The following is a 23,900-nucleotide window of genomic DNA, read 5'->3' on the forward strand; positions in this document are numbered from 1 at the left end:
CTTTCCATATGAAGTGAACTAAGTATTTCCTATACTTAACTTCTCTTGGTTTCCCTGAAGAAGTGGAGCGCATTTTAGAGATTTTTGAGGGTACGTCAACACTTATTTTATAATTAATGTTTGTTTGCTTTATTTTCGTACAGACCACAGTTTTATTGCTTTCTTTACGTACATATAGTGCATTTAAAGAGCGTTGTACCTATTCTTAATATGACTTATATTGACTCTCCATCTTCATTTAAATACTTTTATAGTTGTTTTTGTCCTGATAAATTTAAATAACTTTGATAAAACTGGAATATTTTCTCTATATGAACACTTTAAACATTAGATCTTTCAAAAATACCTCCCCTACCTTCGGAAAAAATAACTATATTGATTCGTCTGCTGTTCTTATTGGCGATATCAGAATTGGAGATGAAGTAAGTATTTGGCCATTAGTTGCTATAAGAGGTGATGTTAATCATATTATTATTGGTGATAGATCAAATGTTCAAGATGGTTCTGTACTACACGTTACCCATAAAAATAAGAAGAACCCTGAGGGCTACCCTTTAGTTATAGGCAATGATGTCACTATTGGACATAAGTGCATGTTGCACGGCTGCACCATAGGCAATCGTATACTAATAGGTATGGGCGCTATTATTATGGATAATGCGATTGTTGAAGATGATGTGTTTGTAGGTGCTGGAACACTGGTTCCTCCAGGCAAGGTATTAAAAAGTGGTTACCTATATATGGGTAACCCAATGAAACAAGCCAGAGAGTTGACTGAGGCTGAGTTAGATTTTCTAAAAAAATCTGCAGACAACTATGTGCGCTTTAAAGATGAATACTTAGCAGAGATATAAATTTTTCTTTAAGTTAGTTCATATTCAATTCTATTACGTTGTTGATTGGTTCATTTGATTCGAGCCAATCTTCTATTTCACACTCCCAATCAAATTTATTACCTTGGGTTAACTGCCCTGGTAATATTTCACTATATATTTTAATAATGACTTTTTCGCCAGAAAGCATAGCTGTACATTGCCAATATTTATTTTTGAGGTGATATTGGTGATCATCATTGATAATAATTGCTTGGTTCATAAGAAAGCTTCAATGTTAAATGTGAGTACAACTATATACTCACTAATACTTATATTAAGAGCTTAAGTAACCTCAGCTCGGGTTAAGCTATTTTACTCAATAATGAGTTATTAAATCCATTAACCCGAGTTGAGGTTAAGTATTTAGCTCTTCTCGTAATTTACTCAAGATGTTTTCAGTTTTTGGACGTACATTGCGCCATAAATAAAAACTCTCTGCCGCTTGCCCTACTAACATACCTAAACCATCAATAACCTGTTTTGCTTCACACTCTGTAGCCATTTTAAGAAATGGCGTTAGTTCTTTTCCGTAAGTCATGTCATAACAAATAGTATTTGCGGTTATAATTTTCTCTGAAATAGGTACTCCACTTCCAGACAAGCCTGCCGATGTTGCGTTAATGATAAGATCGAACGCTTCTTTATTGGCATCTTCGAATGACATTGCTTGTATGGGTTGATCATTATATTGCTGAGCAATAGCTTCCGCTTTCGATACTGTTCTATTTGCTATGATTAGTTGTTTTGGCTTTTGATGTAATAAAGGTAATACAACACCTTTTGATGCTCCGCCAGCACCGAGTAATAAGATGCGGCTATTTTCCAATGTAACATCTTGGGAAAGAAGGTCGTTAACTAGGCCTACGCCATCAGTTGTATCGCCATATATTTTTCCGTTTTTAAAAGTTAAAGTATTAACGGCCCCTGAAAACTTAGCATGCTCAGACAGCTCATCGCACATTGCCATAGCTTCTTCTTTAAAAGGTGCTGTGACATTTGCTCCCTTTCCTCCGCCCTTAATAAAAACTTTAACAGTTTCTTCGAAAGCATCTAGTTCTGCAAGTTGAGTTTTATATTCAATATTTTGGTTTGTTTCTCTAGCGAAGGCCGTATGAATAGTTGGTGATTTAGATTGTTTTATTGGGTTACCGTAAACGAGATACTGATCCATGATGACTTCTAGTTAATGCAATTTTTTTTAGCTTAAATCAGATAAGAAAAAAAAGCATCGACTTATCGATGCTTTTTTAGATGAATTGGTTTAAATAAATTATATAAAAGGTTATTTAGAACTTATAACCAAGCATTACTGAATAAACCATAGGGTCTATATCTATATCTGCTTTACCAATACTCTCTCCACCAACATCAAATGTAGCTTCTGTTGCAATATCGATATAACGAGCTGAAAAGTTAATATGGAATTTGTCGTTTAATAGATAATCTACTCCAACTTGAAAAGATAGACCTACTGATGAATCTAATTCTAAATTACTTAAACCTAATTCTTTTGGTGCATCTTCAAACTGTTCATCAAAAAATATAGTGTAGTTAACTCCAACACCTACATAGGGCTTAATGACAGATTCAGTATCAAAATAATACAATACACTTAGGGTTGGCGGCAGTTGTTTTGCGTCAGCCAATTGCACGCCATCAACATTAAGTACTGAGTTTTTATCATGAATGGTTACATCATGTGCAAACGGAGTTGCTGCTAATAATTCTACTGCTACATTGTCTGTGTAAAAGTATAAGAAGTTTAAGCCAAGCTGTGTACTATCATCTGTAGTTAATGTCATTGTTGAATCAGCACCACCAAGTATTACCGATGCATGATCACTGTCAGGATTAACATTTGTTAAACCACCACGAACAACAAAGTCGCCAGCTTGATAATCAGCAGCATAAGAAGATGCTGTAAGAATTGAAAGAAGTGTTAGTGTAAGTATATTTTTTTTCATGATTATTCCCTTTAAATTAATGACGTTATTTTAAAGGGAATAATTAAATAGATTTTTGATTTAGCTCAAGTTATTAGAGCCAACTCGACCTGAGTAGGTAAGTAACGGAGCAATACCTGATCTACATCAAGTATTGCTTAGGTTATACCCAAGAACGAGGTACTAAATACTGATTAAGTTTATATTCTTCAGAGCTAGCTTCTGCTTTGTAGTTATATTCCCATCGAGCGAGTGGTGGCATAGACATTAATATAGATTCAGTTCTTCCTCCTGATTGAAGACCAAATAAAGTACCTCGGTCAAAAACTAGGTTAAATTCTACATAGCGGCCACGTCGATATAGTTGGAATTGGCGCTCACGCTCGCCATACTCAATGTTTTTACGTTTTTCAATAATTGGTACGTATGCATCAATAAACCCCGCACCTACAGCTTTGATGTAATCAAAACATTTATCGAAGTCCCATTTATTTAAATCATCAAAGAATAAACCACCAACGCCTCGTGTTTCATCACGATGTTTTAGGTAAAAATAATCATCACACCATTCTTTATGAGCTTGATAAATTGATTCATCAAATGGCTGACAAAGATTTTTTGCTGTTTGGTGCCAATGAATAATGTCTTCTTCGAAAGCATAAAATGGTGTTAAATCAAATCCACCACCAAACCACCAAACAGGCTCTTCGCCTTCTTTTTCAGCAATAAAAAAACGAACGTTGGCATGAGATGTTGGTATATATGGGTTTTTAGGGTGAATAACTAATGAAACACCACAGGCTTTCCATGTTCTACCTGCTAATTCAGGACGATGTACAGAAGCAGAAGGAGGTAACTTGTCACCTGAAACTAAAGAAAAGTTTACTCCACCTTGTTCAATAACATTACCGTTAGTTATTACTCGTGTACGCCCTCCACCACCTTCAGCGCGGATCCAATTATCTTCAACAAATTTAGCTTCACCATCAGCTTGCTCTAATGCACCACAAATTTGATCTTGTAAGCCTTTTAAAAATTCAACAACAGTATTTATATCTACAGCACTCATGTGCGAAAAACCTCTCCTGTTAAACCATCAATAATTGTTGATGGCTGTGTGAATCCTAATGTTTCACCTTTAACTAGATGATCAATCATACTTATTAATTTTTCATCAAGCGTTTGCCACGTTCTGGCAGGCTCTAATCCAGATAAATTTGCACTGGTTGAAACAATAGGTTTATTAGTTTGTGTACACAAAGATACAACATCGGATTGATCTGTAACTCGCACAGCTATAGTTGAGAAATCACCGGTTAGGTATGATGATATTTCAGCATGAGCCGGTAATACTTGTGTAACACCATTTGGCCAGCGACTTAATATTAGCGTAATTTGCTCGTCACTCAGTTGAGTTAGATCAAGGTAAGGTACTAATTGTTCAAAACTGCTCGCCAGTAAAATCAAACCTTTAGATTTTGGTCTATTCTTAATTTTTAGAAGTTTAATGATCGCTTTTTGATTGTCAGGATCGCATCCTAAACCAAAAACAGCTTCTGTTGGGTAGGCAATTACACCACCTTGGTGATAAGTATCAATTACTGTAGGCATGTTGCTCATCATATTTATATTAGCACTCAAATAAAAAGCGCCTATCGCGGCGCTTAATATCAATTAAAGTGACTTCACGTATTCGCTGACGTCTGGAAAATCATCTTTGGGTAATATTTTGGCTAATTGGCTTAAACGCATAGTCAATTCAGCCTTATCTTTACCGCAAATATTAATATGTCCCATCTTGCGTCCTGAACGCTTGCCTTTTCCATACCAATGCATAGTTACGCTAGGTATTTCAAAAATATTATTGGGTACTGTATCTGTTCCCAATATGTTAACCATAGCAGATGGTCTTACTAATTCAGTTGAGCCTAAAGGTAATTGACAAACCGCACGTATATGATTTTCAAATTGTGAAGTATCAGCGCCCTGTTGTGTCCAATGACCTGAGTTATGTACGCGTGGAGCAATTTCATTAACGAGTAATGAATCGCCAACTTGAAAGAACTCTATAGCAAGTACACCGACATAATCTAAAGCATTTGCTATTTTATCAAAGGCTTCTGTTGCTTGTGCTTGCAGATGTTGATGCTCATTTAGTGCTAATGAAACGCTTAATACACCTTTACTGTGATGATTTTCAGTTAATGGGTAAGCTAATGTTTCACCTGTTTTGCTACGAACACCTACCATTGACACTTCTCTATCAAAAGGTACCATTTGTTCAACAACAATTGCTTGTGGTTGACCGCTAGTATCACCTTCAATAAATAATTGAATATCTTGCCAAATATCTTCAGCTTCAGACTTATCTTTTAATCGCCACTGACCTTTACCGTCGTATCCGGCTAACGCACTCTTCATGATAAGAGGCAAGCTTAACGATGCAATTGCTGAATCAAAGTCTGCTTTGTTGGCTACAACTTTATGTTTAGCATTAGTCACATGGGTTTGTTCAAGTAAGGTTTTTTCTAACCTTCTATCTCCACCCGTTTTAATTGCTTGGCTACTAGGAAATAACTTTCCTGATTGCTCACAAAGAGCCAAAACGTCATGGCTAATATGTTCAAATTCGGCCGTAATAAAATCAGCATCAGCAATACCTTGGTCTAGATCTCCATAATCAACACTTAACGATAAAGGGTCAACAACACGGTTACTACCAACATCATAAGCTTTAACATCTATGTTCAGAGGCTTACTTGCTAATGCCATCATTCTAGCTAACTGGCCTGCGCCTAATACTAAAACTTTCATTTAAATAACCTATTCAGCTGGGTTTGGGTTATCAAGAATGTTTTGAGTTTGTTCTTTTCTGAACTTCTCAATAGCGGCCATTACCGTTTCGTCATGAGTACCTATGATTTGTGCTGCTAATAAACCAGCATTTGCAGCGCCAGCATTACCAATAGCTAAAGTACCTACAGCAATACCTTTTGGCATTTGAACAATGGATAATAAAGAATCTTGACCACTTAGCGCTTTAGACTGAACAGGTACACCTAATACGGGCAAACTTGTAAATGCTGCTGCCATACCGGGCAAATGTGCAGCACCACCAGCGCCAGCAACAATAACTTTAATACCGCGTTCTTTTGCACTTTCTGCATATTCAGCAAGTAAGTGTGGAGTTCTATGAGCTGATACTACTTTAGTTTCATATGGAACATTAAGAAGATCTAGCATATCTGCTGCATGTTTCATTGTCGGCCAATCCGACTTAGAACCCATGATAATACCTACTTTCATGATCAAACGCCTTTATATTATTTAATATTAAATTCTAAAAATGTCTCATTTAAGAGGCATCACAATCGAACATTATAACCTTGTTCGAATTAGATAAAAACTCAGTAACTATCAATTTTTGTGCTTTGATAGCTCAACTTGTTATTACTACAGCTTTCGTTTGTAACTACATTTCTTTTGTGGGCATATCGCCACATTGCCACTCGCCATTTTACGAGTCACTAAAATAGCCCAATCACACTCAGGGCATGATTCATTGATTGGTGGATAATTAATGACATATTTACATGTTGGATACTGATCACATGAATAAAAGGCTTTTCCATAACGATTGGTTTTTTCGAATAACTTACCTTTAGCGCAGCTTGGACAGTGCACATCAACATCATCATTCTGGTTAGTATCTTCGATATGTTCACATTCAGGAAAATTAGTACAGCCAATAAACATTCCATAACGTCCTTGCTTCACAGCAAGCGGACTATCACAACTTGGGCAATGTGTACCGGGTAAAATTGTGTCTTCGACTTTTTCATGTTCAACAACAGGGCGAGTATATTCACAACTAGGGTAATTATTACAACCTAGAAAAGGCCCTGATTTACCACGTTTAATAGATAGTTCTGCCCCACAACTTGGACAAGGATCGTGGCTGTTTTCTAATGCATGTTCATGATGTTTAAAAATGGAATTATCGGGTTTAGACATAAACGCACCTATTTAACTTGAAATCGGGATAAGCAATAGCTTACGTAAATCATTACCTAAAGCTCGGATTATTTATCAACAGCTAAGTTGATTGCTTTAGTTCAAGTGCGCATTATGCCATAAATTTGAGGTGATTAACTAAACAGTTGCAAGACTAAATTTTTGACTATTTAACCTCAGCTCGGGTTAAGCTATTTTACTCAACAATGCTATTTAAGCGCCTATCTGCGTTGCCTGCATGGATGCAGGTACTTGGTTTTTATCAGGAATAAAAAAAACGTATTTTTACGCCCAATAGCCAGCTATTGGTTTATAAAAAAGCCTTGATAATCACATAAATTTCATCATTGAGAGAGAATTAAGGCTTTTTATGTTTTTTAATCTTGATAAAGCTAAAAGATACTTCAATAAATCAATGAGTTATTAAATCCATTAACCCGAGTTGAGGTTATTTAGAAACAAGAAAAACAAATCAAAACAATGGGAACCGATTATACAATTCGCCTATTTGATTTGTTTAACTTAGGTTAAGTAATCAATAATTCAAAGATACTTGGTATTAATGAAGTGGACCTTCTTGCTCATCAAATATCAAGTCTTCCATTTGAGAATATGCTGTTTCTTTTCCTGGTACGTTGAATAGCACCATTAGAACAACCCATTTCAAATCATCAATTGAAAAGAACTTAGTATCAAGCTCCATAACGCGATCAATAACCATCTCACGGGTGGTAAAGTCTAAAACATTGACTTGCTCTAGAAACATTAAGAATCCACGAGATTCTACATCGAGTAATTGCATTTCTTCAGAAGTGTAAACACGTGTAGATTTACTACCAATACGTGTTAAATAAGGATAAGCGTCACTATCTTGCAGAGCTGCAAGTTTTTCTAACCAAGCGAGTGCTTTATATATTTCATCTTGATGAAAACCCGCTCGAGTTAACTCATCAGTTAACACATCATGATCAACCATTACTTCGGCTTCACTATGAATATAATTTTCAAATAAATACATTAAGATATCAAACATAACTAGCCCCTTTAAAAAACACTGCTATAACAAACTAACTAACGATAAATTTCACTTATTAAGTTCTGAGGTATCCCCCTGGAACTGCTGATATTAAACCTTTCAGCTCTAAAATTGTTAACTGTGTTAATACTACGTCTATGGGTAGCTTACTCCTCAACACAATGGCATCTATTGGAGTAATTTCATATCCAACACTATCTAACAATGAATCGTTAAACAAGCCCTGTTGGAGATTTTTTTTCTCTATTTTAAGCGAATATTGTGTTTCGTCTTCACTGTATTCTTTTAAGTGTAGACCAGTTTTTGTAGGAATATTAAGATCTTCAATAATATCATTACAATCTTCAACTAACTTCGCTCCTTGTTTAATTAGCCAGTGACAGCCTTTACCTTGCGGATTATTAATAGAGCTTGGAATAGCGAAAACTTCACGATTTTGCTCCAACGCACAACGAGCTGTAATCAACGAACCACTTTTTATGGTTGCTTCAACCACCAATACACCATGACTCATCCCACTAATAATACGGTTCCGTTTGGGAAAGAAGCCAGCTTTGGGAATTGTTCCCGGTATAAACTCACTAATTATAAGTCCGTTACTATTTACTATGTCGTGCGCCAGCTTTTTATGTCGACTAGGATAAACTCGATCTAAACCAGTAGCCACTACAGCTATCGTTTTACCGCCATTAGAAACAGCACCTTTGTGGGCTTCTCCATCGATACCTAAAGCCAAACCACTAGTAACAACAATACCGCTTTTAACTAAATCTCTTGAAAATATAAACGCATTTTCTCGGCCAAAAGCCGTAGCTCCCCTGCTGCCCACAATAGCAATTTGGGGTTCTGATAATAATTGTTTATTACCTTGTGCAAACAATACCAGTGGAGGGTCATATATCTGCTTTAGCCGTTCAGGATATTCAGAATCATCAAAACAAATAATATCGCAACCACATAAATGGCAAGCACTAATGATTTTATTAATTTTATCCCAATCAGGATGTGTAACAGCCGCAAGTTGTTTATCTGTTAAATTTAAAGCAGCTAATCGTGAAGGCTGTAGAAACGAAAAAAGCTTCATCAGTCCAATTTCTTGAACTAAATGAAGCTTTTTATGAATGGCTAGCCGTGGAATAAATTTTAACGCTAGCCAAAAATGCGCATTTGTTTTTTTAATATCCGATACTGTGTTTATCGCCATTTATCTTCTCCTTAAGATTAGGCTGATATCGATAATTAAATTATGGAGCGGTTACCATATCAGTTATTCTAAGCGGCTGTGCAGTATGTATTATTAACGCCATACTCACTTTATCGTAGGTTCTAAATACCATCATATGACCTACAGATTCAACAGGCATCTCATATTCTTGTGATCCTGATGTTAATAAATGCCATTGAGAGCTATCTTTCTTATATACAGGTCCATCACCCGTTTCAATTATTGCCGGGCTTTGTCTTTTTATTGATAAAACATCACCTAATTGAATATCATTTTGTCGGCCTTTATTGATCATAACCACTTCAAATTTACCAAACTCACGAGTATCTGATGAAGTTTTAATAATAGAGGCTTTCAAAGTGGTTTTTGCTGCTTGCATAGTGAAAAACGAAGGTAACATTTGGCCTTCATTAATCGGAGCAACAAAATCACCTGAGCGGATTTCTCGTTTAGCACTATCTATATAGAGTGTTGCTGGCTCTTTATTATCTATATCACCAGCTCTTATTGCTTTTGATGTACCCACTAAACGTGCGTAGTATCCTAAACTTTCAAAAGTTTCAGGGTCAAAAACTTCTTCACCTTTTTCGTAAATAGCGTAACTTTGTCCAACAGCTAAATTATCATTAACATAAACTTTAATACCATCAACGCCCGATTTATATCCAGCTTCGTTACCTAACACATAAGGTAATTTATCGTACTCTTCTTCTGAAAATAGCGCATCATATTTGATATATGGAGCAACAACGTTTAGAGGAATAGTATTAATTGGTGATTGATCTTTTAGTGTTGTTCTAATTGATGGAGACCATTTTAGTTGAGGTTTGCCCTTAACTAACATTGGATTACCATCTTTATCAAAAACTAAACGTAATACATCGCCAGGATAAATTAAATGAGGATTACTTATATCAGGATTGATTCGCCATAATTTAGGCCATAACCAAGGTTGTTTTAAAAATATTCCTGAAATATCCCAAAGTGTATCGCCTTTTACAACCGTATACGATTTAGGTGCATTCTTATTTAATGTTAATTCATCGGCTAATAAGCCCATAGGTAAAAGTAGGCTAATTATTATTAATAAGACCTTTTTTCTCATGCTAGTCTTCCTATTCTTAAGCATTTATCCTAAACCACTATTATTAACTTAAATTAGTAGCTAAAATTGAAACATAACATTCTATGCGAATTTTCGCGAACCCTTTTGGAAAATTATGGCTATTTTATCTGTTTTACGCTTTCCAGACGAAAGATTAAAAACTAAAGCAACACAAGTTACTGAAGTTAACGATAATATTAAAACTATTGTTAATGATATGTTCGAAACTATGTACGACGAAAATGGGGTTGGTTTAGCAGCAACCCAAGTTAATATTCATCAACAAATTGTAGTAATAGACGTTTCTGAAAATAAAGAGAACCCTATTGTGCTTATAAACCCAGAAATAATTGCAAAGAGTGAAGAAACTCTGATCAATGAAGAAGGTTGTTTATCGGTACCTGGCTGTTACGCGAAAGTTGACAGACATACACAAGTTACTGTTAAAGCACTAGACATTAACGGTGAAGAATTTACATTAGATGGTGAAGAGCTTTTAGCTATTTGTATCCAACACGAACTCGACCACTTAAAAGGTATTTTGTTTGTTGATTATCTTTCTCCATTAAAACGTCAGCGTATAAAAACCAAGCTAGAAAAAGAAGCTCGTTTAAATAACGCCAAATAAAAATTTAGGAAATAAATTGTCTAAAGCACTTAATATCATTTTTGCAGGTACGCCTGATTTTGCTGCAAAACATCTAAAAGCATTAATCGACTCTGAACATAACGTAGTAGCTGTCTATTGTCCCCCCGACAAACCAGCTGGCCGTGGTAAAAAAATGATGGCATGTGCTACCAAGCTATTGGCTTTAGAGCATAACTTACCGGTTGAACAGCCTGTAAATTTTAAAGCAGAAACTGACCAACTTCATCTTGCAACGTATAAAGCAGATGTCATGGTAGTTGTAGCATATGGGCTTTTATTACCTGAAGTTATTCTAGAAACACCACGTTTAGGTTGTATTAATGTACATGGTTCAATATTACCTAAATGGCGTGGTGCAGCTCCTATTCAACGTTCTCTTGAAGCAGGTGATGACATTACAGGTGTTACCATAATGCAAATGGATAAAGGTCTTGATACTGGAGACATGATTTCTACTGCTACCTGTGACATTACACTTGAAGACACTAGTGCAACTTTATATGAGAAATTAGCTATTGCAGGTCCTGAAGCATTAACCGATGCTTTAAAGTTAATGAGTACTAACTCTCACTCTAGTGAACCACAAAATAATGATCTAGCAACTTATGCGGCCAAATTAGATAAGGCAGAAGCTGAACTTAGCTGGCAAGAAAACGCTATGGTCTTACATCGTAAAATTAGAGCTTATATTCCTTGGCCTGTAGCACAATTCACTTATGTTGAAGCAACATCTATGAAAGAGCATCGCATTCGAATTTGGCAAGCAAGTGTAGTTACAACCGAATCAGATGTTACAGCTGGTACGATTATATCGGCTGATAAACACGGCATCGTTGTTGCTACGGGTACCGCTAACCAAGCCATTCAATTAGAAATATTACAAATACCAGGTAAAAAAGCCTTAGCTGTTAGTGATATTCTTAATTCGAAAGCCGATTGGTTTGTTGCAGGTCAAATGATAACGGGTGCAAACTCAACGAATTTAGGAGCACAAAAGTAATGGCTGCTAATATTAGAGCGCTTGCCGCTAAATGTGCTTATTCTGTTATTGATCAAGGTAGAAGCTTAGGTGATGAACTACCAAAGCAAATAGCAAAAATAGACATAAAAGATAAAGGCCTACTACAAGAGATTTGTTACGGCGTTTTACGTTACCTACCTGAATTAGAAAATGAAGTTCAGCAACTTATTCAAAAGCCATTAAAAGGCAAACAACGTGTTTTCCATTTTTTGATGCTGGTTGGTATTTACCAATTAAAATATATGCGTATTCCAGATCATGCAGCGGTAAGTGAAACAGTAGAAGCGGCTAACGCATTAAAAAGTCGCCATCTTGGTGGTCTAATTAATGGTGTTCTAAGAAACTACCAACGCAAAGTAGAAAAGCAAACGGATGATACTAAACAACCTGAATTGTCAGATCCAGTAAAATACAGTCACCCTGGTTGGTTTATTAAAAAGATAAAAGTCGCCTACCCTGACCAATGGCAAAATATACTCATTGCTAACCAAGAACGTCCGCCTATGTGGTTAAGAGTGAATAAACAACATAATTCTCCAGAAAACTACATAGAACAACTTAAAAATGTTGCTGTAGATTTCGATTATATCGATCCGAAAAGTCAGGCAATTAAACTCACTCAAGCAGTTGGCGTAGACAAACTACCAGGCTTTGCACTTGGTCATGTGTCAATTCAAGATGGTGCAGCTCAACAAGCAGCGATACTTTTAGAATGCGAACCTAACGACAATGTTCTTGATTGCTGTGCCGCTCCTGGTGGTAAAACTTGCCATATATTAGAAAGTACACCTGACATTGCAAGCATGACAGCTATCGATATTGACGAAAATAGATTGGTTCGAGTAAATGAAAACCTTGAACGCCTTCAATTAAAAGCTAAAGTGATCACTGGAGATGCCGCCAGCCAAGATTGGTGGGATGGCACCCTTTACGACAAAATATTACTTGATGTGCCCTGCTCTGCTACTGGTGTTATTCGTCGACACCCAGATATAAAGTGGTTACGTAAAGCTGACGATATCGAAAAGCTCGCAGAACTACAGTCACAAATCTTAAAAAACATATGGTCATTACTTAAACCGGGTGGTACTTTGCTGTATGCAACCTGTAGTATTTTACCTGAAGAAAATAGTACGCAAGTTCAACACTTTATTGAAAACAACAATGATGTAGACCTTATTCCAATTACAGAGAATGAATCAGATATTGGTTGGCAAATACTACCTAATGAACATTCAATGGATGGATTTTATTACGCTAAACTAGTAAAAAAAGAACAATAAAATGAAAATAGTTATTATTGGCGCAGGTCAAGTGGGTGGTACTCTAGCTGAAAATTTAGTTAGAGAAGAAAACGACATAACACTTATAGATGTTAACAACGAAACCTTACTTGAACTTCAAGATAAAATGGATTTACAAGTTGTTCAAGGACAAGGTTGCCATCCTGATGTGCTAATAAAAGCAGGTATTGAAGATGCAGATCTGGTTATAGCTGTAACCAGTGACGACGCTACCAATATGATCGCCTGCCAAATCTGTTATTCTTTATTTAGAACTAGTACCAAAATAGCTCGTATTCGTTCATCTAAAATTTTGAAATACCAAGAGCAATTATTTCAAAACGAAAACATTCCTGTAGATCATATTATCGCACCTGAGCAACTCGTTACACGTGATATTGCACGGTTAATTGATTATCCGGGTGCACTCCAAGTGTTAGAATTTGCTGAAGGTAAAGTAAGCTTAGTTGCGGTTAAAGCTTACTATGGTGGATTATTAGTTGGTCATGCCCTCTCAACCTTAAAAGAACATATTCCTAATATTGATACTCGTGTAGCTGCGATTTACCGAAACGGAAAGCCAATAAGACCCTTAGGCACAACTATTATAGAAGCCGATGATGAGGTGTTTTTTATTGCAGCAAGTATTCATATTCGCGCAGTAATGAACGAATTACAAAAACTAGAGCCAGCTTACAAACGTATTATGATCGCTGGTGGCGGTAATATTGGCTCAGGTTTAGCTCGTATACTAGAAAAAAACCACCAAGTTAAACTTATTGAGCGTTCACCTGAACGAGCTGAATATTTAGCATCAGAACTAAGTGACACACTTGTATTTACTGGCGACTCTTCAGATCAAGAATTACTACTAGAAGAACACATAGATCAATTTGATGTATTTATTGCGGTAACGAATGATGATGAAGCAAATATTATGTCTTCGCTATTAGCCAAAAGATTAGGCGTGAGAAAAGCCATGGTGCTAATACAACGTGATGCTTATGTTGATTTACTTCATGGTAGTAACATAGATATTGCAGTATCACCTCAACACGCCACTATTTCAGCCTTATTAACTCATGTACGTCGCGGTAATATTGCGAATGTGTATAGTTTACGAGGTGGTTCAGCTGAAGCCATTGAAATAGCAGCCCAAGGCGATGAGAAGTCATCTAAAGTAGTAGGTAGAACAATCAAATCTTTGAAGTTACCACCAGGTGCTAATATTGGAGCTATTGTGCGTGGTAATGAAGTAATTATTGCTCATTCAAATACTAAAATATTATCAGAAGACCAAGTGATAATATTCTTAGTGAACAAACGTTACATTTCAGAAGTGGAAGCTTTATTTCAATTAGATGCTTTGAGTTTCTATTAACACTCTATTCTGCTTGCGTGTTTCAAACTAATCAAATCAACATATCCAAAGGGTGTGTTGGTTTAAACATTACTTATTGATAAATTATGAACGCCAAAATCCTGGTGTAAATAAAACCAATAGTGTAAATATCTCAAGTCGCCCAAACAACATAGCAACAATTAATACCCACTTACTGAAATCACCTAAGCTTGAAAAGTTGCTAGCCACTTCACCTAAACCAGGACCTAAGTTATTCAAACATGCGGCTACAGCAGTAAAAGCTGTTATTTCATCGACACCAGAAGCAAGTAATAACAACATACACACCACAAATACCGCAGTGTATGCTGAGAAGAATCCCCAGATCGCTTCTACTACTTTATTCGGCAATGCTTTCTTGCCCAACTTAATACTAAAAATAGCTTTAGGATGGATTAACTTATTTAATTCTCTAAAACCTTGTAAGTATAAAAGTAAAATACGTACTACTTTCATACCACCACCCGTACTACCAGCACAACCACCAATGAAGCTTGAAAAGATAAGCAATAAAGGTAGTAATGTTGGCCAACTAGCAAAAGAGACAGGAGTAACACCATCAACAACAGGTACAGAAGAAGAAAAACCTGCGGTTGTACTCATAGATACAGCATGAAATAAAGCTTGGTCAAAAGCCTCAAATTCGCTGTTATAGGTATTATGGGCTAGTAATACAGCAAAACAAATAGCAGTTAATACAAATTGAATTGAGATGAATACTTTAAATTCAGGATCATAAAAATAATTACGTAACGACTTACTGTGCAATACGGCAAAATGTAATGCGAAATTAACGCCAGCAACCAGTAAAAAGAATACACAAATGAAGTTAATCAATGGGCTACCGAAAGCTCCCATACTTGCATCATGAGTAGAAAACCCACCAATAGCAATTGTCGAGAAAGCATGACATATCGCATCAAAAGTCGACATACCTGCTAGCCAATAACACAACGAACAAAGCACAGTTAATGAAAGGTAGATGTACCATAAATGTTTAGCAGTATCGGCTATCCGAGGGGTCATCTTGGAATCTTTTACAGGACCTGGAGTTTCTGCTCTATATAGCTGCATTCCACCAACACCAAGCATAGGTAAAACAGCTACAGCTAATACAATTATCCCCATACCACCTAACCATTGTAACTGCTGGCGATACCATAATACGGCATGAGGTAAACCATCAATTTTAGTTAATATGGTTGCACCTGTGGTTGTCAATCCAGAAAAGGATTCAAAAAAGGCGTCTGCAAACGATAAGTTTGGCTCTTCAAGAAGTAATAAAGGAATTGCGGAGAAACTTGCTAAAACAGTCCAGAAAAGTACAACAATTAAAAAGCCTTCTCTAGGTCTTAAATCATCTTTATATGTTCGATTTGGATACCAAGATGCGATACCAACGACTAAACAAAATATAAAAGCCATTAAAAATGGTAACCCACCGCCATCTCTATATATCAAAGAGATAAATGCTGGTGGCAACATAGTTACACTTAGAATGGCAACTAATAGCCCTAAAATTCGAATTATATTTTTGTATTGCACGTTTTTTTGATCTTAATTGTAGTTATGACGGGTTATTTATTAGTTATTCTCGTCAGGCTGTTTATCTAGTTTACGTAACCTAATAGAGCCTGATGAGATAATTTGTATTTGCTGCTCTATTTGCTCAAGATTATCTTGTGGCACACTAACTAATAACTCAATTTCATCTGAAAAATCTTGTTCAACAACAAGACCTTTTGATTTTTCAATAACATGTAGTACATCATTTATTTGAGTATATTGACATGCTAGCGCCCTAGAAACCATAGGTATTTTTATTTTACTGGTTAACAAGGTTAATGCCTGTCTAACACTGCCACCGTATGCTCTTTGCAAGCCACCAGTACCTAATTTAGTTCCGCCAAAATAGCGCACAACTACAGCACAAACTTCACCAACACCATGGCCTTGTAAAACAGATAACATAGGTCGCCCTGCTGTACCTGAAGGTTCACCATCATCTGAAAAACCATAATGCTGACTACTATCAGCTCTATCAGACAAATAAGCATAACAATGATGCGAAGCCTGAGGATGCAATTGCTGAATATCTTTAACAATCACCTTGCATGCGTCTGTTGACGTGCAAGGTGATAAATAACAAATAAAACGACTACGATTAACGATTATTTCTTCAATAACATGATTATCAGCAACTAGATAAGAAGTAGACACAAAAGTTACAGTTCAAGATCTCTAGTCATATTTTCGTTATGAAGTTGATGAACGATAATATTATCTTCAATACGAATACCACCATAAACTTTCATTTCTTCTACGGCATTCCAATTGATCATTTTAGAATTTTTTGATGCTTTAAGTTTTTCTAAAAGCGAATCTATAAAATATAAACCTGGTTCAATAGTGAAAACTTGATTGGCTTCAATAATACGACTTGTTCTTAAGAATGGATGCTCTGCAGGAGATGCTACATGTGTTCCGCGCTCATCAGCCATAAAACCACCAACATCATGAGTTTGTAACCCTAAATGATGTCCTAAACCATGCGGGAAGAATGTAGAAATAATACCAGCTTCAAAAGCTTGCTCACCTGTTACATTGATAAAATCAAATTCAGCTAAAACATTACCTATGTCTTTGTATGTTTGAATATGTAAATCAACGTAACTAGCACCAGGCTTTAATTTATCAACAGCTTTAAGCATTAAGCTATCCATACGTGCGATAAGCTCTGCAAATTTATCACGCTTAAAAGAATATGTGCGGGTGATATCAGCTCCATAACCACTAAAACTAGCGCCAGCATCGATTAAAAATGAACGATGAGCTTGAGGCACACTTTTCTCAAGAGCAGTGTAATGCAATATTGATGCGTTTTTATTTAATGCAACAATGTTTCCATACGGGGTTTCGTTTGCAGTATGCTGAATAGTTTTTAAATACTCTTGTTGAATATCAAACTCTGAAGAGCCATCTAAAAAGGCAGCTTTAGCCGCTTTATGTCCTTTAACTGCAATTGCATTAGCACGACGCAAACACACTTGTTCGTATTCTGTTTTATAAGCTCTGTGGTAATGAATATAATTTAATGATGATTCAGGATTAATAAACTCAAAACCTAAAGCTTTAGCAACTTCTACATGTGCACCTATGTAAGCAAAACCTTTTTTATCATAAGGTAAAAGTTTTTCTACATCTTTAGCGTTGCTGATCACTTTAATATCAAAATGTTCATTCCAGTAGTTATCTTCTAACACTTCAACTTTGTGCCAAAAATCGTCTGGCTGATAATAAATAAGTGTAGGCTTATCTTCGCCGTTAATTATTAACCACGAATTAGGTAAGTTAGTTAAAGGTAACCACGTTTTAAAGTGAGGGTTAACTTTAAATGGGTAACTGTAGTCATCTAAGAAAACTTTGATTTCTTGTCCCGAATGAATAACAAAACCTTGCAGATTATCTCTGTGTAATGCTTTTTTACTTCTGCTTTGTAGTTCAGCTATGTGATTAGGATAGTACTTTTGTAATTCATTCATATAAGAAATTCCATTAAAACTTTGCGACTGTACACATTGTACCACTAGAGTTAAGTTTAGGATCGACTGATCTCTATAAAATTCAGCTTAACTCATTTATATGTATATGCCTGATATTTGATTAACTATATTTTACTTTTTAGTAGATCTGAAAAAATAGGATCAGTTTTACCCAGCTTAGATTGATATATTTGTTGATACGCCAATACACTTTTTACATATTCTCGTGTTTCTTTAAAAGGTATAGTTTCAATCCACATATCGATAGGCATACCTTCTACTTCTTTTATCCACTGTTTAACTCTATGTGGTCCAGCATTATATGAGGCTGTTGCTAAAACATGATTGCCAATATATTCATCTGATAGCATTTTTAAATATTTAGTACCTAACTTCACATTATATTCAGCGTTAAACAAGTAATGGCTAGAAACTCTTTTACGATCAAGTTGCCTTGCTGTTGCAGGCATTATTTGCATTAAACCTCTAGCTCCTGCGCCTGAATTAGCATCAGGCATAAAAGAACTCTCTCGACGCGCAATAGCAAATGCCCAAGCGGGATCTATATTGTTTTTCTTAGCATGTAGATTAATATCTTCTTCGAATGCTAAAGGAAACCTTAAATCAACATCATTCAAGTACCCTACTTTAGGTAAAGTAAATATTGCTCGATCAAACCAGTTATGTTCATTTGATACTTTAGAAGCAATTAACTTCTCACGCTCAGTTAGTTTAACTAACCAATAATTCCACTCTTTTCGTGCTTCACTATATTTTTCAATATGGAAAAGCTCAAACGCTCTTATGGCAGCATCATCTTTAAGTAATTTATTTCTTTCTATGTCTGTTATTTCTATTGGTTCATCTTGAAGGTGGTAAGGTGTTTTTAAGTATCCTGCGGCTAAAAACCCATAGTAATGCCTATTCGCTGCTAATGCTTTTAAACCCGCTAAACCTTGCTCTTTGTTATTAGTTTCTATCAAGCTTCTGCTGTGCCAATATTGCCATTGGTTGCTGTTTTGCTTTGCTTTAGGAAAGCTTTCCAACTCTCTTAATATAAGTTCCCAGTTTTGCGTTCTTAGCACATCAGTTATTCGCCACTGGGCGACACTAGAGCTTAGATAATTCTCATCTACTTGATGTAACCATTCTTGAGCTTTAGGGTGATTATTATTTGCTAATGATAATGCAAACTTTTGTGTAATTTCTTGCTGTTGTTTTTGTGTTAACTTTAATTTGTTTTTTAACTTATTATAAATGTTGATAGCTTTTTCAGGTTCACGCCATATCAATCTTTTTACACCATAAGTGAAGATTTCAGCTTCCCTAGCATTATATTTTTTAAATACATTTGTACGTGTAATATAAGAAGGGCTGCGTCTTACGTTATGCCATAAAGTACCTAAATATCGTTGTGAGCTAGGAAGTAACTTTGTTAGATAAGGTAATAATGTATGTTTTCCGCCATCAGCCGCTAAACCAATTCTTTTCCAAACAACATCTTCAGTTAAGTAACCTGATTTTTTCCATTTACTAAATAAAGGATCACAAATTTTAGGTTGAGATTTACCTACGGTCCAAAGATTAGTTACTTTAGGTAGAATAACGTCTTCAGCAGTGCCATTGTTTAAACTGTATCGATAATATGCACAATTTAATGTTGCTACACTTGTAGGCTTATAATGATATAAAAATAAGTTTTGTTGTTTGTTTTCTATTAAAAACTCTAACCATTTTTTTCTTAATGGCCAATCTAAAGGAGTGCCTTCATATTTTTCTAAAAATTGAGTTATTTCATTGCCGTCAGTAATGCTTATTTTATGCATTAAGCGTTGCTGATCTAGGTAAGGTCTTAACGGATAGTTATCTAGCTGATCATATAACTTTTGAAACTCATCAGGCTTTGATTGCCATATTTTTTTCTCTGCTTCTAAAAAAACATTACGCTGAGAGCTATTTACTGCTGAACTAGAGTTGGCAAAGAAACTCGGTAAAAGTACGGAAATTAATAAGACATTTTTAAAAAACAAGTTGGCTCCAAGCCTAAAAAGTATGTTTGAAAACTATATATACATTATTCTCTCAACGCCTTATAAATCAAGGTAAAATGAATGTTTTTGTAAAATAAATTTGTAACCAAATTACTGAGTTCTTTTTAAGAAATATTTAATTCATGATTTTTTCATAGTTATATATTTTTAATGGTTGATAAAATTAATGCAATGCTTAAACTTATGCTTCTTTTTACAAGGCTACCGAGGGTTTAATGTCTAACGGTTTAAACGATTTATTTCTTCAAGCAGATCATCAATTAGACACCATTGGTTTACGTTGTCCAGAACCTGTAATGATGATTAGAAAAAAGATAAGACAATTGGAGAGTGGCGAAACATTATTAATTACCGCTGATGACACATCAACAACTCGAGACATCCCAAGTTTCTGTCGTTTTATGGATCATGAGCTTGTAGCTAAAAAAATTGATGATAAGCCCTACTGTTATTTAATTAAAAAGCAGTAAGATTTCTATTCTCTTTATTATATTTTTCTTTGTTCCAGACAGAAAAAAGGAAGCATAATGCTTCCTTTTTAGTTTTAACTTTATTCACAGTAAAGATGAATTGTTAATAGGTTTTATTGAAGAACTGAAATATCAGCTATAGCAAAAAAGCTATTACGAACATCGTTTAATAAAGTTAAACGGTTAGTTTTAACGTTTTCATCATCAGCCATTACCATCACATTATCAAAGAATGTATCAATTGGATCTCTTAATAACGCTAGCTCAGTTAATGCTGCTTGGTATTCTTTAGCTTCTGTTAATGGTTTAACTTTAGCGCTTACCTGTTCGAAAACCGCTAATAAGTCTTTCTCTGCTGTTTCAGTTGCATATTCCGCTTTAACGTTAGCAAATAATTCACCTTTGAATTTAGCCAAAATATTACCTACACGTTTATTAGCTGCTGCTAAGTTTATCGCTTCAGGTAATTTTTTAAAGTGAGTAACTGCATTAATACGCTTATCAAAGTCTAATGGCGCTGTTGGCGAGTTATTTAATACTGCCTGAATAACATCAACACTTATGTTTTTCTCTTGGTAATAAGCTTTATAACGACCAAGAACAAACTCGACAACTTCAGCTAACGTATTTTCATTTGTTAACTTGTCACCGTAAAGCTCAATACTTTTCGCAAGTAAGTCAGCAATATCTAATTCAAGTTGCTTTTCAATGATAATACGAATTAAACCAATAGCTGCACGTCGAAGTGCAAACGGGTCTTTATCACCTTTTGGCTGTTGATTAATACCAAAAATACCTACAAGTGTATCAACTTTGTCAGCAATAGCGACTGCACACCCTATGTTACCTTCTGGTAATGTATCACCTGAAAATCTAGGTTTGTATTGATCTTCTAATGCTTGCGCTACCGCTTCATTTTCACCGTCATGCTGTGCATAGTATTTACCCATAGTACCTTGTACTTGTGGGAATTCTAATACCATTTCAGACATTAAATCAGTTTTACTCAATAAGCCTGCACGGTTAGCATCTTGCGTATTCTCGCCAATAATTCCTGCAATGAACTCACTTAATGAAGCAATGCGTACTGATTTACTTTTAAGTGTACCTAGCTGCTTTTGGAACAATACAGATTCTAAACTTTCTAATCTATCTTCTAACTTTTGCTTTTTATCTGTTTTAAAGAAAAATTCAGCGTCAGCTAAGCGTGGGCGAATAACCTTTTCGTTACCAAATATAACTTGGTTTGGATCTTTACTTTCAATGTTAGTAATAAAGATAAACTGATTTAATAGTTTTCCATCTTTACCATTTACAGGAAAATATTTTTGATGATCTTTCATCGAATAGATTAATGGCTCAGGCGGCACATTTAAAAACTCTTTATCAAAGCTTCCAGCTAACGCTACTGGCCATTCAACCAATGCTGTTACTTCATCTACTAGATCATCATCTAATAGAGGTACACCATTAATTTCTTCTGCTACAGCAGTAATTTGCTTTAAAATAAGTTGCTGACGTTCATCATAATCAACCATAACGTATGCATCTTGCATTATCGTTTCATAGTTATTAGCGTGACTAATAGTTACTAGACCTTCATGATGAAATCTATGACCCGTTACCAAGTTATTAGATTTAACACCTAATGTTTCGCCCGCAATGACTTTATCGCCATACATAAGTACTAAAGTATGAACAGGTCTAATAAATTGTGTACGAGAACTGCCCCAACGCATTGGCTTCGGAATAGGTAATTTATTAACTGCTTGGTTTACCATATCAGGTATTAAGTCTTCTACTGATTTACCTACTTGCACAGCTTTATGAAGTAACCATTCACCTTTATCAGTAACTAAACGTTCAGCTTGCTCAACAGTAATACCATTTGAACGTGCCCAACCTTCTGCAGCTTTACTTGCATTACCTGCATCATCAAATGCTACATTAACTGCTGGTCCACGCTTTTCAATCTCTTTGTCTTGTTGTTTTTCATCTAGATTAATAACTTTAACAGCTAAACGTCTAGGCGTAGCAAACCATTTAATATCACTATATTCTAAATTAGCGCTATCTAACTGACTTTTAATTTGATCAAAAAATGTAGTGGCTAATGTTTTTAAACTCTTTGGTGGTAACTCTTCAGTACCTAATTCAATTAGTAATGTTTCTTTATTCATATTAGTTACTCCTGTCCCACTTCTGATGTTTTGTTATTGCAAAGTGGAAAACCGAGTTCTTCACGTTTAGCATAATAAGATTCTGCACACGCTTTTGATAAGGCTCTAACACGTAGAATATAACGTTGTCTTTCAGTTACTGAAATGGCATGACGAGCATCTAATAAGTTAAATGCATGTGATGCTTTCATTACTTGCTCATAAGCTGGTAAAGGTAAATTCGCTTCATTTAAACGTTGGCTTTCAAGTTCACACTGATCAAATTGTTTAAATAACGCATCTACATCTGCATGTTCAAAGTTATACGTTGATTGCTCAACTTCATTTTGATGGAAGATGTCACCGTATAATACTTTACCCATAGGACCATCAGTCCATACTAGGTCATAAATACTATCAACATTTTGAATGTACATAGCTAAACGCTCTAAGCCGTAAGTGATTTCACCTGTCACTGGTGCACACTCTAATCCGCCTACTTGTTGGAAATAGGTAAATTGAGTTATTTCCATACCGTTTAACCAGATTTCCCAACCTAGTCCCCAAGCACCTAATGTTGGCGATTCCCAGTTATCTTCTACAAATCTTATATCGTGTACTAATGGATCTATACCTAACTCTTTTAAAGAATTTAAATATAGTTCTTGAATATTCTTTGGCGATGGTTTCAACATCACTTGAAATTGGTAGTAATGTTGAAGTCTATTTGGATTTTCACCATAACGACCATCAGTAGGACGTCTACAAGGTTGCACATACGCGCTACTCATTGGCTCTGGACCAATAGCTCGTAAGAAAGTCATAGGGTGGAAAGTACCAGCACCTACTTCTAGATCTAAAGGTTGAATAATTACACAACCCTGTCTTGCCCAATAATCTTGTAATTGTAAGATTAAACCTTGAAATGTTTTTATATTAAACGTACTCATGAATATCCAATTTTAAATAGTGTATAAGTTTCTATTTTGTGAGCAATTATACGCATTGTGCTTTTGTTAGCCTAGGTCTGTATTGTATTTTTTACATATTATTTTTTAACACTCAAATATGCTCTTAATTTGTTCACCCGGACATCAAATTTCATTTATAGTAATAAAAAAGCCA

The 23,900-nt window shown here is 35.4% G+C and carries 23 protein-coding genes; 6 read left to right on the top strand and 17 right to left on the bottom strand.

Going from position 1 to position 23,900, the window contains the following annotated elements; translation table 11 throughout:
* Positions 1–311: 311 nt before the first annotated feature.
* Positions 312–854 carry a gamma carbonic anhydrase family protein gene (locus Q5N69_RS09440; protein WP_304368649.1) on the top strand — a complete coding sequence of 181 codons (543 nt, stop codon included), beginning with the start codon at positions 312–314 and terminating at the stop codon, positions 852–854.
* A gap of 13 nt (positions 855–867) precedes the next feature.
* Here the strand turns inward: Q5N69_RS09440 and Q5N69_RS09445 are convergent, their stop codons facing one another.
* The 11 genes from Q5N69_RS09445 to Q5N69_RS09495 form a co-directional block, all read right to left on the bottom strand.
* On the bottom strand, positions 868–1,095 hold the full coding sequence (locus tag Q5N69_RS09445; RefSeq protein ID WP_304368650.1) for a hypothetical protein: 228 nt from the start codon (positions 1,093–1,095) through the stop codon (positions 868–870).
* Between the two features lie 135 nt (positions 1,096–1,230).
* Positions 1,231–2,046 (bottom strand): shikimate dehydrogenase, encoded by an 816-nt coding sequence (gene aroE / locus Q5N69_RS09450; RefSeq protein WP_304368651.1) that lies wholly within the window; start codon positions 2,044–2,046, stop codon positions 1,231–1,233.
* A gap of 115 nt (positions 2,047–2,161) precedes the next feature.
* Positions 2,162–2,839: an OmpW family protein gene (locus Q5N69_RS09455; protein ID WP_304368652.1), complete on the bottom strand. Its 678-nt coding sequence runs from the start codon at positions 2,837–2,839 to the stop codon at positions 2,162–2,164.
* Between the two features lie 142 nt (positions 2,840–2,981).
* Positions 2,982–3,887 carry an oxygen-dependent coproporphyrinogen oxidase gene (hemF, locus tag Q5N69_RS09460; RefSeq protein ID WP_304368653.1) on the bottom strand — a complete coding sequence of 302 codons (906 nt, stop codon included), beginning with the start codon at positions 3,885–3,887 and terminating at the stop codon, positions 2,982–2,984.
* Entirely contained in the window at positions 3,884–4,438 is a 555-nt protein-coding gene (locus Q5N69_RS09465) for a Sua5/YciO/YrdC/YwlC family protein (protein ID WP_304368757.1), read from the bottom strand. Before Q5N69_RS09465 ends, hemF begins: the two co-directional genes overlap by 4 nt.
* A gap of 54 nt (positions 4,439–4,492) precedes the next feature.
* Positions 4,493–5,632, bottom strand: coding sequence for a 5-(carboxyamino)imidazole ribonucleotide synthase (locus Q5N69_RS09470; protein ID WP_304368654.1), 1,140 nt, complete (start codon positions 5,630–5,632; stop codon positions 4,493–4,495).
* A 9-nt stretch (positions 5,633–5,641) separates the two neighbouring features.
* Positions 5,642–6,124: a 5-(carboxyamino)imidazole ribonucleotide mutase gene (gene purE, locus Q5N69_RS09475; RefSeq protein WP_077339624.1), complete on the bottom strand. Its 483-nt coding sequence runs from the start codon at positions 6,122–6,124 to the stop codon at positions 5,642–5,644.
* Positions 6,125–6,271: 147 nt separating this feature from the next.
* Entirely contained in the window at positions 6,272–6,832 is a 561-nt protein-coding gene (locus tag Q5N69_RS09480) for a type I DNA topoisomerase (protein WP_304368655.1), read from the bottom strand.
* A 559-nt stretch (positions 6,833–7,391) separates the two neighbouring features.
* Positions 7,392–7,865 carry a DUF494 family protein gene (locus tag Q5N69_RS09485; RefSeq protein WP_304368656.1) on the bottom strand — a complete coding sequence of 158 codons (474 nt, stop codon included), beginning with the start codon at positions 7,863–7,865 and terminating at the stop codon, positions 7,392–7,394.
* 58 nt (positions 7,866–7,923) lie between these two features.
* Entirely contained in the window at positions 7,924–9,072 is a 1,149-nt protein-coding gene (dprA, locus tag Q5N69_RS09490; protein ID WP_304368657.1) for a DNA-processing protein DprA, read from the bottom strand.
* 40 nt (positions 9,073–9,112) lie between these two features.
* Positions 9,113–10,198 carry a LysM peptidoglycan-binding domain-containing protein gene (locus Q5N69_RS09495; protein ID WP_304368658.1) on the bottom strand — a complete coding sequence of 362 codons (1,086 nt, stop codon included), beginning with the start codon at positions 10,196–10,198 and terminating at the stop codon, positions 9,113–9,115.
* Between the two features lie 115 nt (positions 10,199–10,313).
* Between Q5N69_RS09495 and def the strand changes: the two genes are divergently transcribed.
* The 4 genes from def to trkA are packed head-to-tail and all read left to right on the top strand — an operon-like array spanning position 10,314 to position 14,532.
* Positions 10,314–10,826, top strand: coding sequence for a peptide deformylase (def, locus tag Q5N69_RS09500; RefSeq protein WP_304368659.1), 513 nt, complete (start codon positions 10,314–10,316; stop codon positions 10,824–10,826).
* Between the two features lie 16 nt (positions 10,827–10,842).
* Positions 10,843–11,847: a methionyl-tRNA formyltransferase gene (fmt, locus tag Q5N69_RS09505; protein ID WP_304368660.1), complete on the top strand. Its 1,005-nt coding sequence runs from the start codon at positions 10,843–10,845 to the stop codon at positions 11,845–11,847.
* Positions 11,847–13,151, top strand: coding sequence for a 16S rRNA (cytosine(967)-C(5))-methyltransferase RsmB (rsmB, locus tag Q5N69_RS09510; protein ID WP_304368661.1), 1,305 nt, complete (start codon positions 11,847–11,849; stop codon positions 13,149–13,151). Before fmt ends, rsmB begins: the two co-directional genes overlap by 1 nt.
* Before the next feature lies 1 nt (position 13,152).
* Positions 13,153–14,532: a Trk system potassium transporter TrkA gene (trkA, locus tag Q5N69_RS09515; RefSeq protein ID WP_304368662.1), complete on the top strand. Its 1,380-nt coding sequence runs from the start codon at positions 13,153–13,155 to the stop codon at positions 14,530–14,532.
* Positions 14,533–14,616: 84 nt separating this feature from the next.
* Here the strand turns inward: trkA and Q5N69_RS09520 are convergent, their stop codons facing one another.
* The 4 genes from Q5N69_RS09520 to Q5N69_RS09535 all read right to left on the bottom strand — a co-directional run bounded on the left by Q5N69_RS09520 (position 14,617) and on the right by Q5N69_RS09535 (position 20,125).
* A complete protein-coding gene (locus tag Q5N69_RS09520; protein ID WP_304368663.1) occupies positions 14,617–16,098 on the bottom strand; it encodes a TrkH family potassium uptake protein in 1,482 nt (493 codons plus the stop codon).
* Between the two features lie 39 nt (positions 16,099–16,137).
* Positions 16,138–16,773 carry a YigZ family protein gene (locus Q5N69_RS09525; protein ID WP_304368664.1) on the bottom strand — a complete coding sequence of 212 codons (636 nt, stop codon included), beginning with the start codon at positions 16,771–16,773 and terminating at the stop codon, positions 16,138–16,140.
* Positions 16,774–16,778: 5 nt separating this feature from the next.
* Positions 16,779–18,095 (bottom strand): Xaa-Pro dipeptidase, encoded by a 1,317-nt coding sequence (gene pepQ / locus Q5N69_RS09530; RefSeq protein ID WP_304368665.1) that lies wholly within the window; start codon positions 18,093–18,095, stop codon positions 16,779–16,781.
* A gap of 125 nt (positions 18,096–18,220) precedes the next feature.
* Positions 18,221–20,125 carry a transglycosylase SLT domain-containing protein gene (locus Q5N69_RS09535; RefSeq protein WP_304368666.1) on the bottom strand — a complete coding sequence of 635 codons (1,905 nt, stop codon included), beginning with the start codon at positions 20,123–20,125 and terminating at the stop codon, positions 18,221–18,223.
* A gap of 236 nt (positions 20,126–20,361) precedes the next feature.
* Here Q5N69_RS09535 and tusA point away from each other — a divergent pair, with 236 nt between their 5' ends.
* Entirely contained in the window at positions 20,362–20,616 is a 255-nt protein-coding gene (tusA, locus tag Q5N69_RS09540) for a sulfurtransferase TusA (RefSeq protein ID WP_304368667.1), read from the top strand.
* A gap of 113 nt (positions 20,617–20,729) precedes the next feature.
* On the opposite strand, the gene glyS is transcribed toward tusA, so the two are convergent.
* Both glyS and glyQ read right to left on the bottom strand, forming a co-directional pair.
* On the bottom strand, positions 20,730–22,796 hold the full coding sequence (glyS, locus tag Q5N69_RS09545) for a glycine--tRNA ligase subunit beta (RefSeq protein ID WP_304368668.1): 2,067 nt from the start codon (positions 22,794–22,796) through the stop codon (positions 20,730–20,732).
* Between the two features lie 5 nt (positions 22,797–22,801).
* A complete protein-coding gene (gene glyQ, locus Q5N69_RS09550; RefSeq protein ID WP_304368669.1) occupies positions 22,802–23,725 on the bottom strand; it encodes a glycine--tRNA ligase subunit alpha in 924 nt (307 codons plus the stop codon).
* Positions 23,726–23,900: the final 175 nt, after the last annotated feature.

Source organism: Pseudocolwellia sp. AS88 (assembly GCF_030551755.1).
Lineage (GTDB): Bacteria > Pseudomonadota > Gammaproteobacteria > Enterobacterales > Alteromonadaceae > Pseudocolwellia.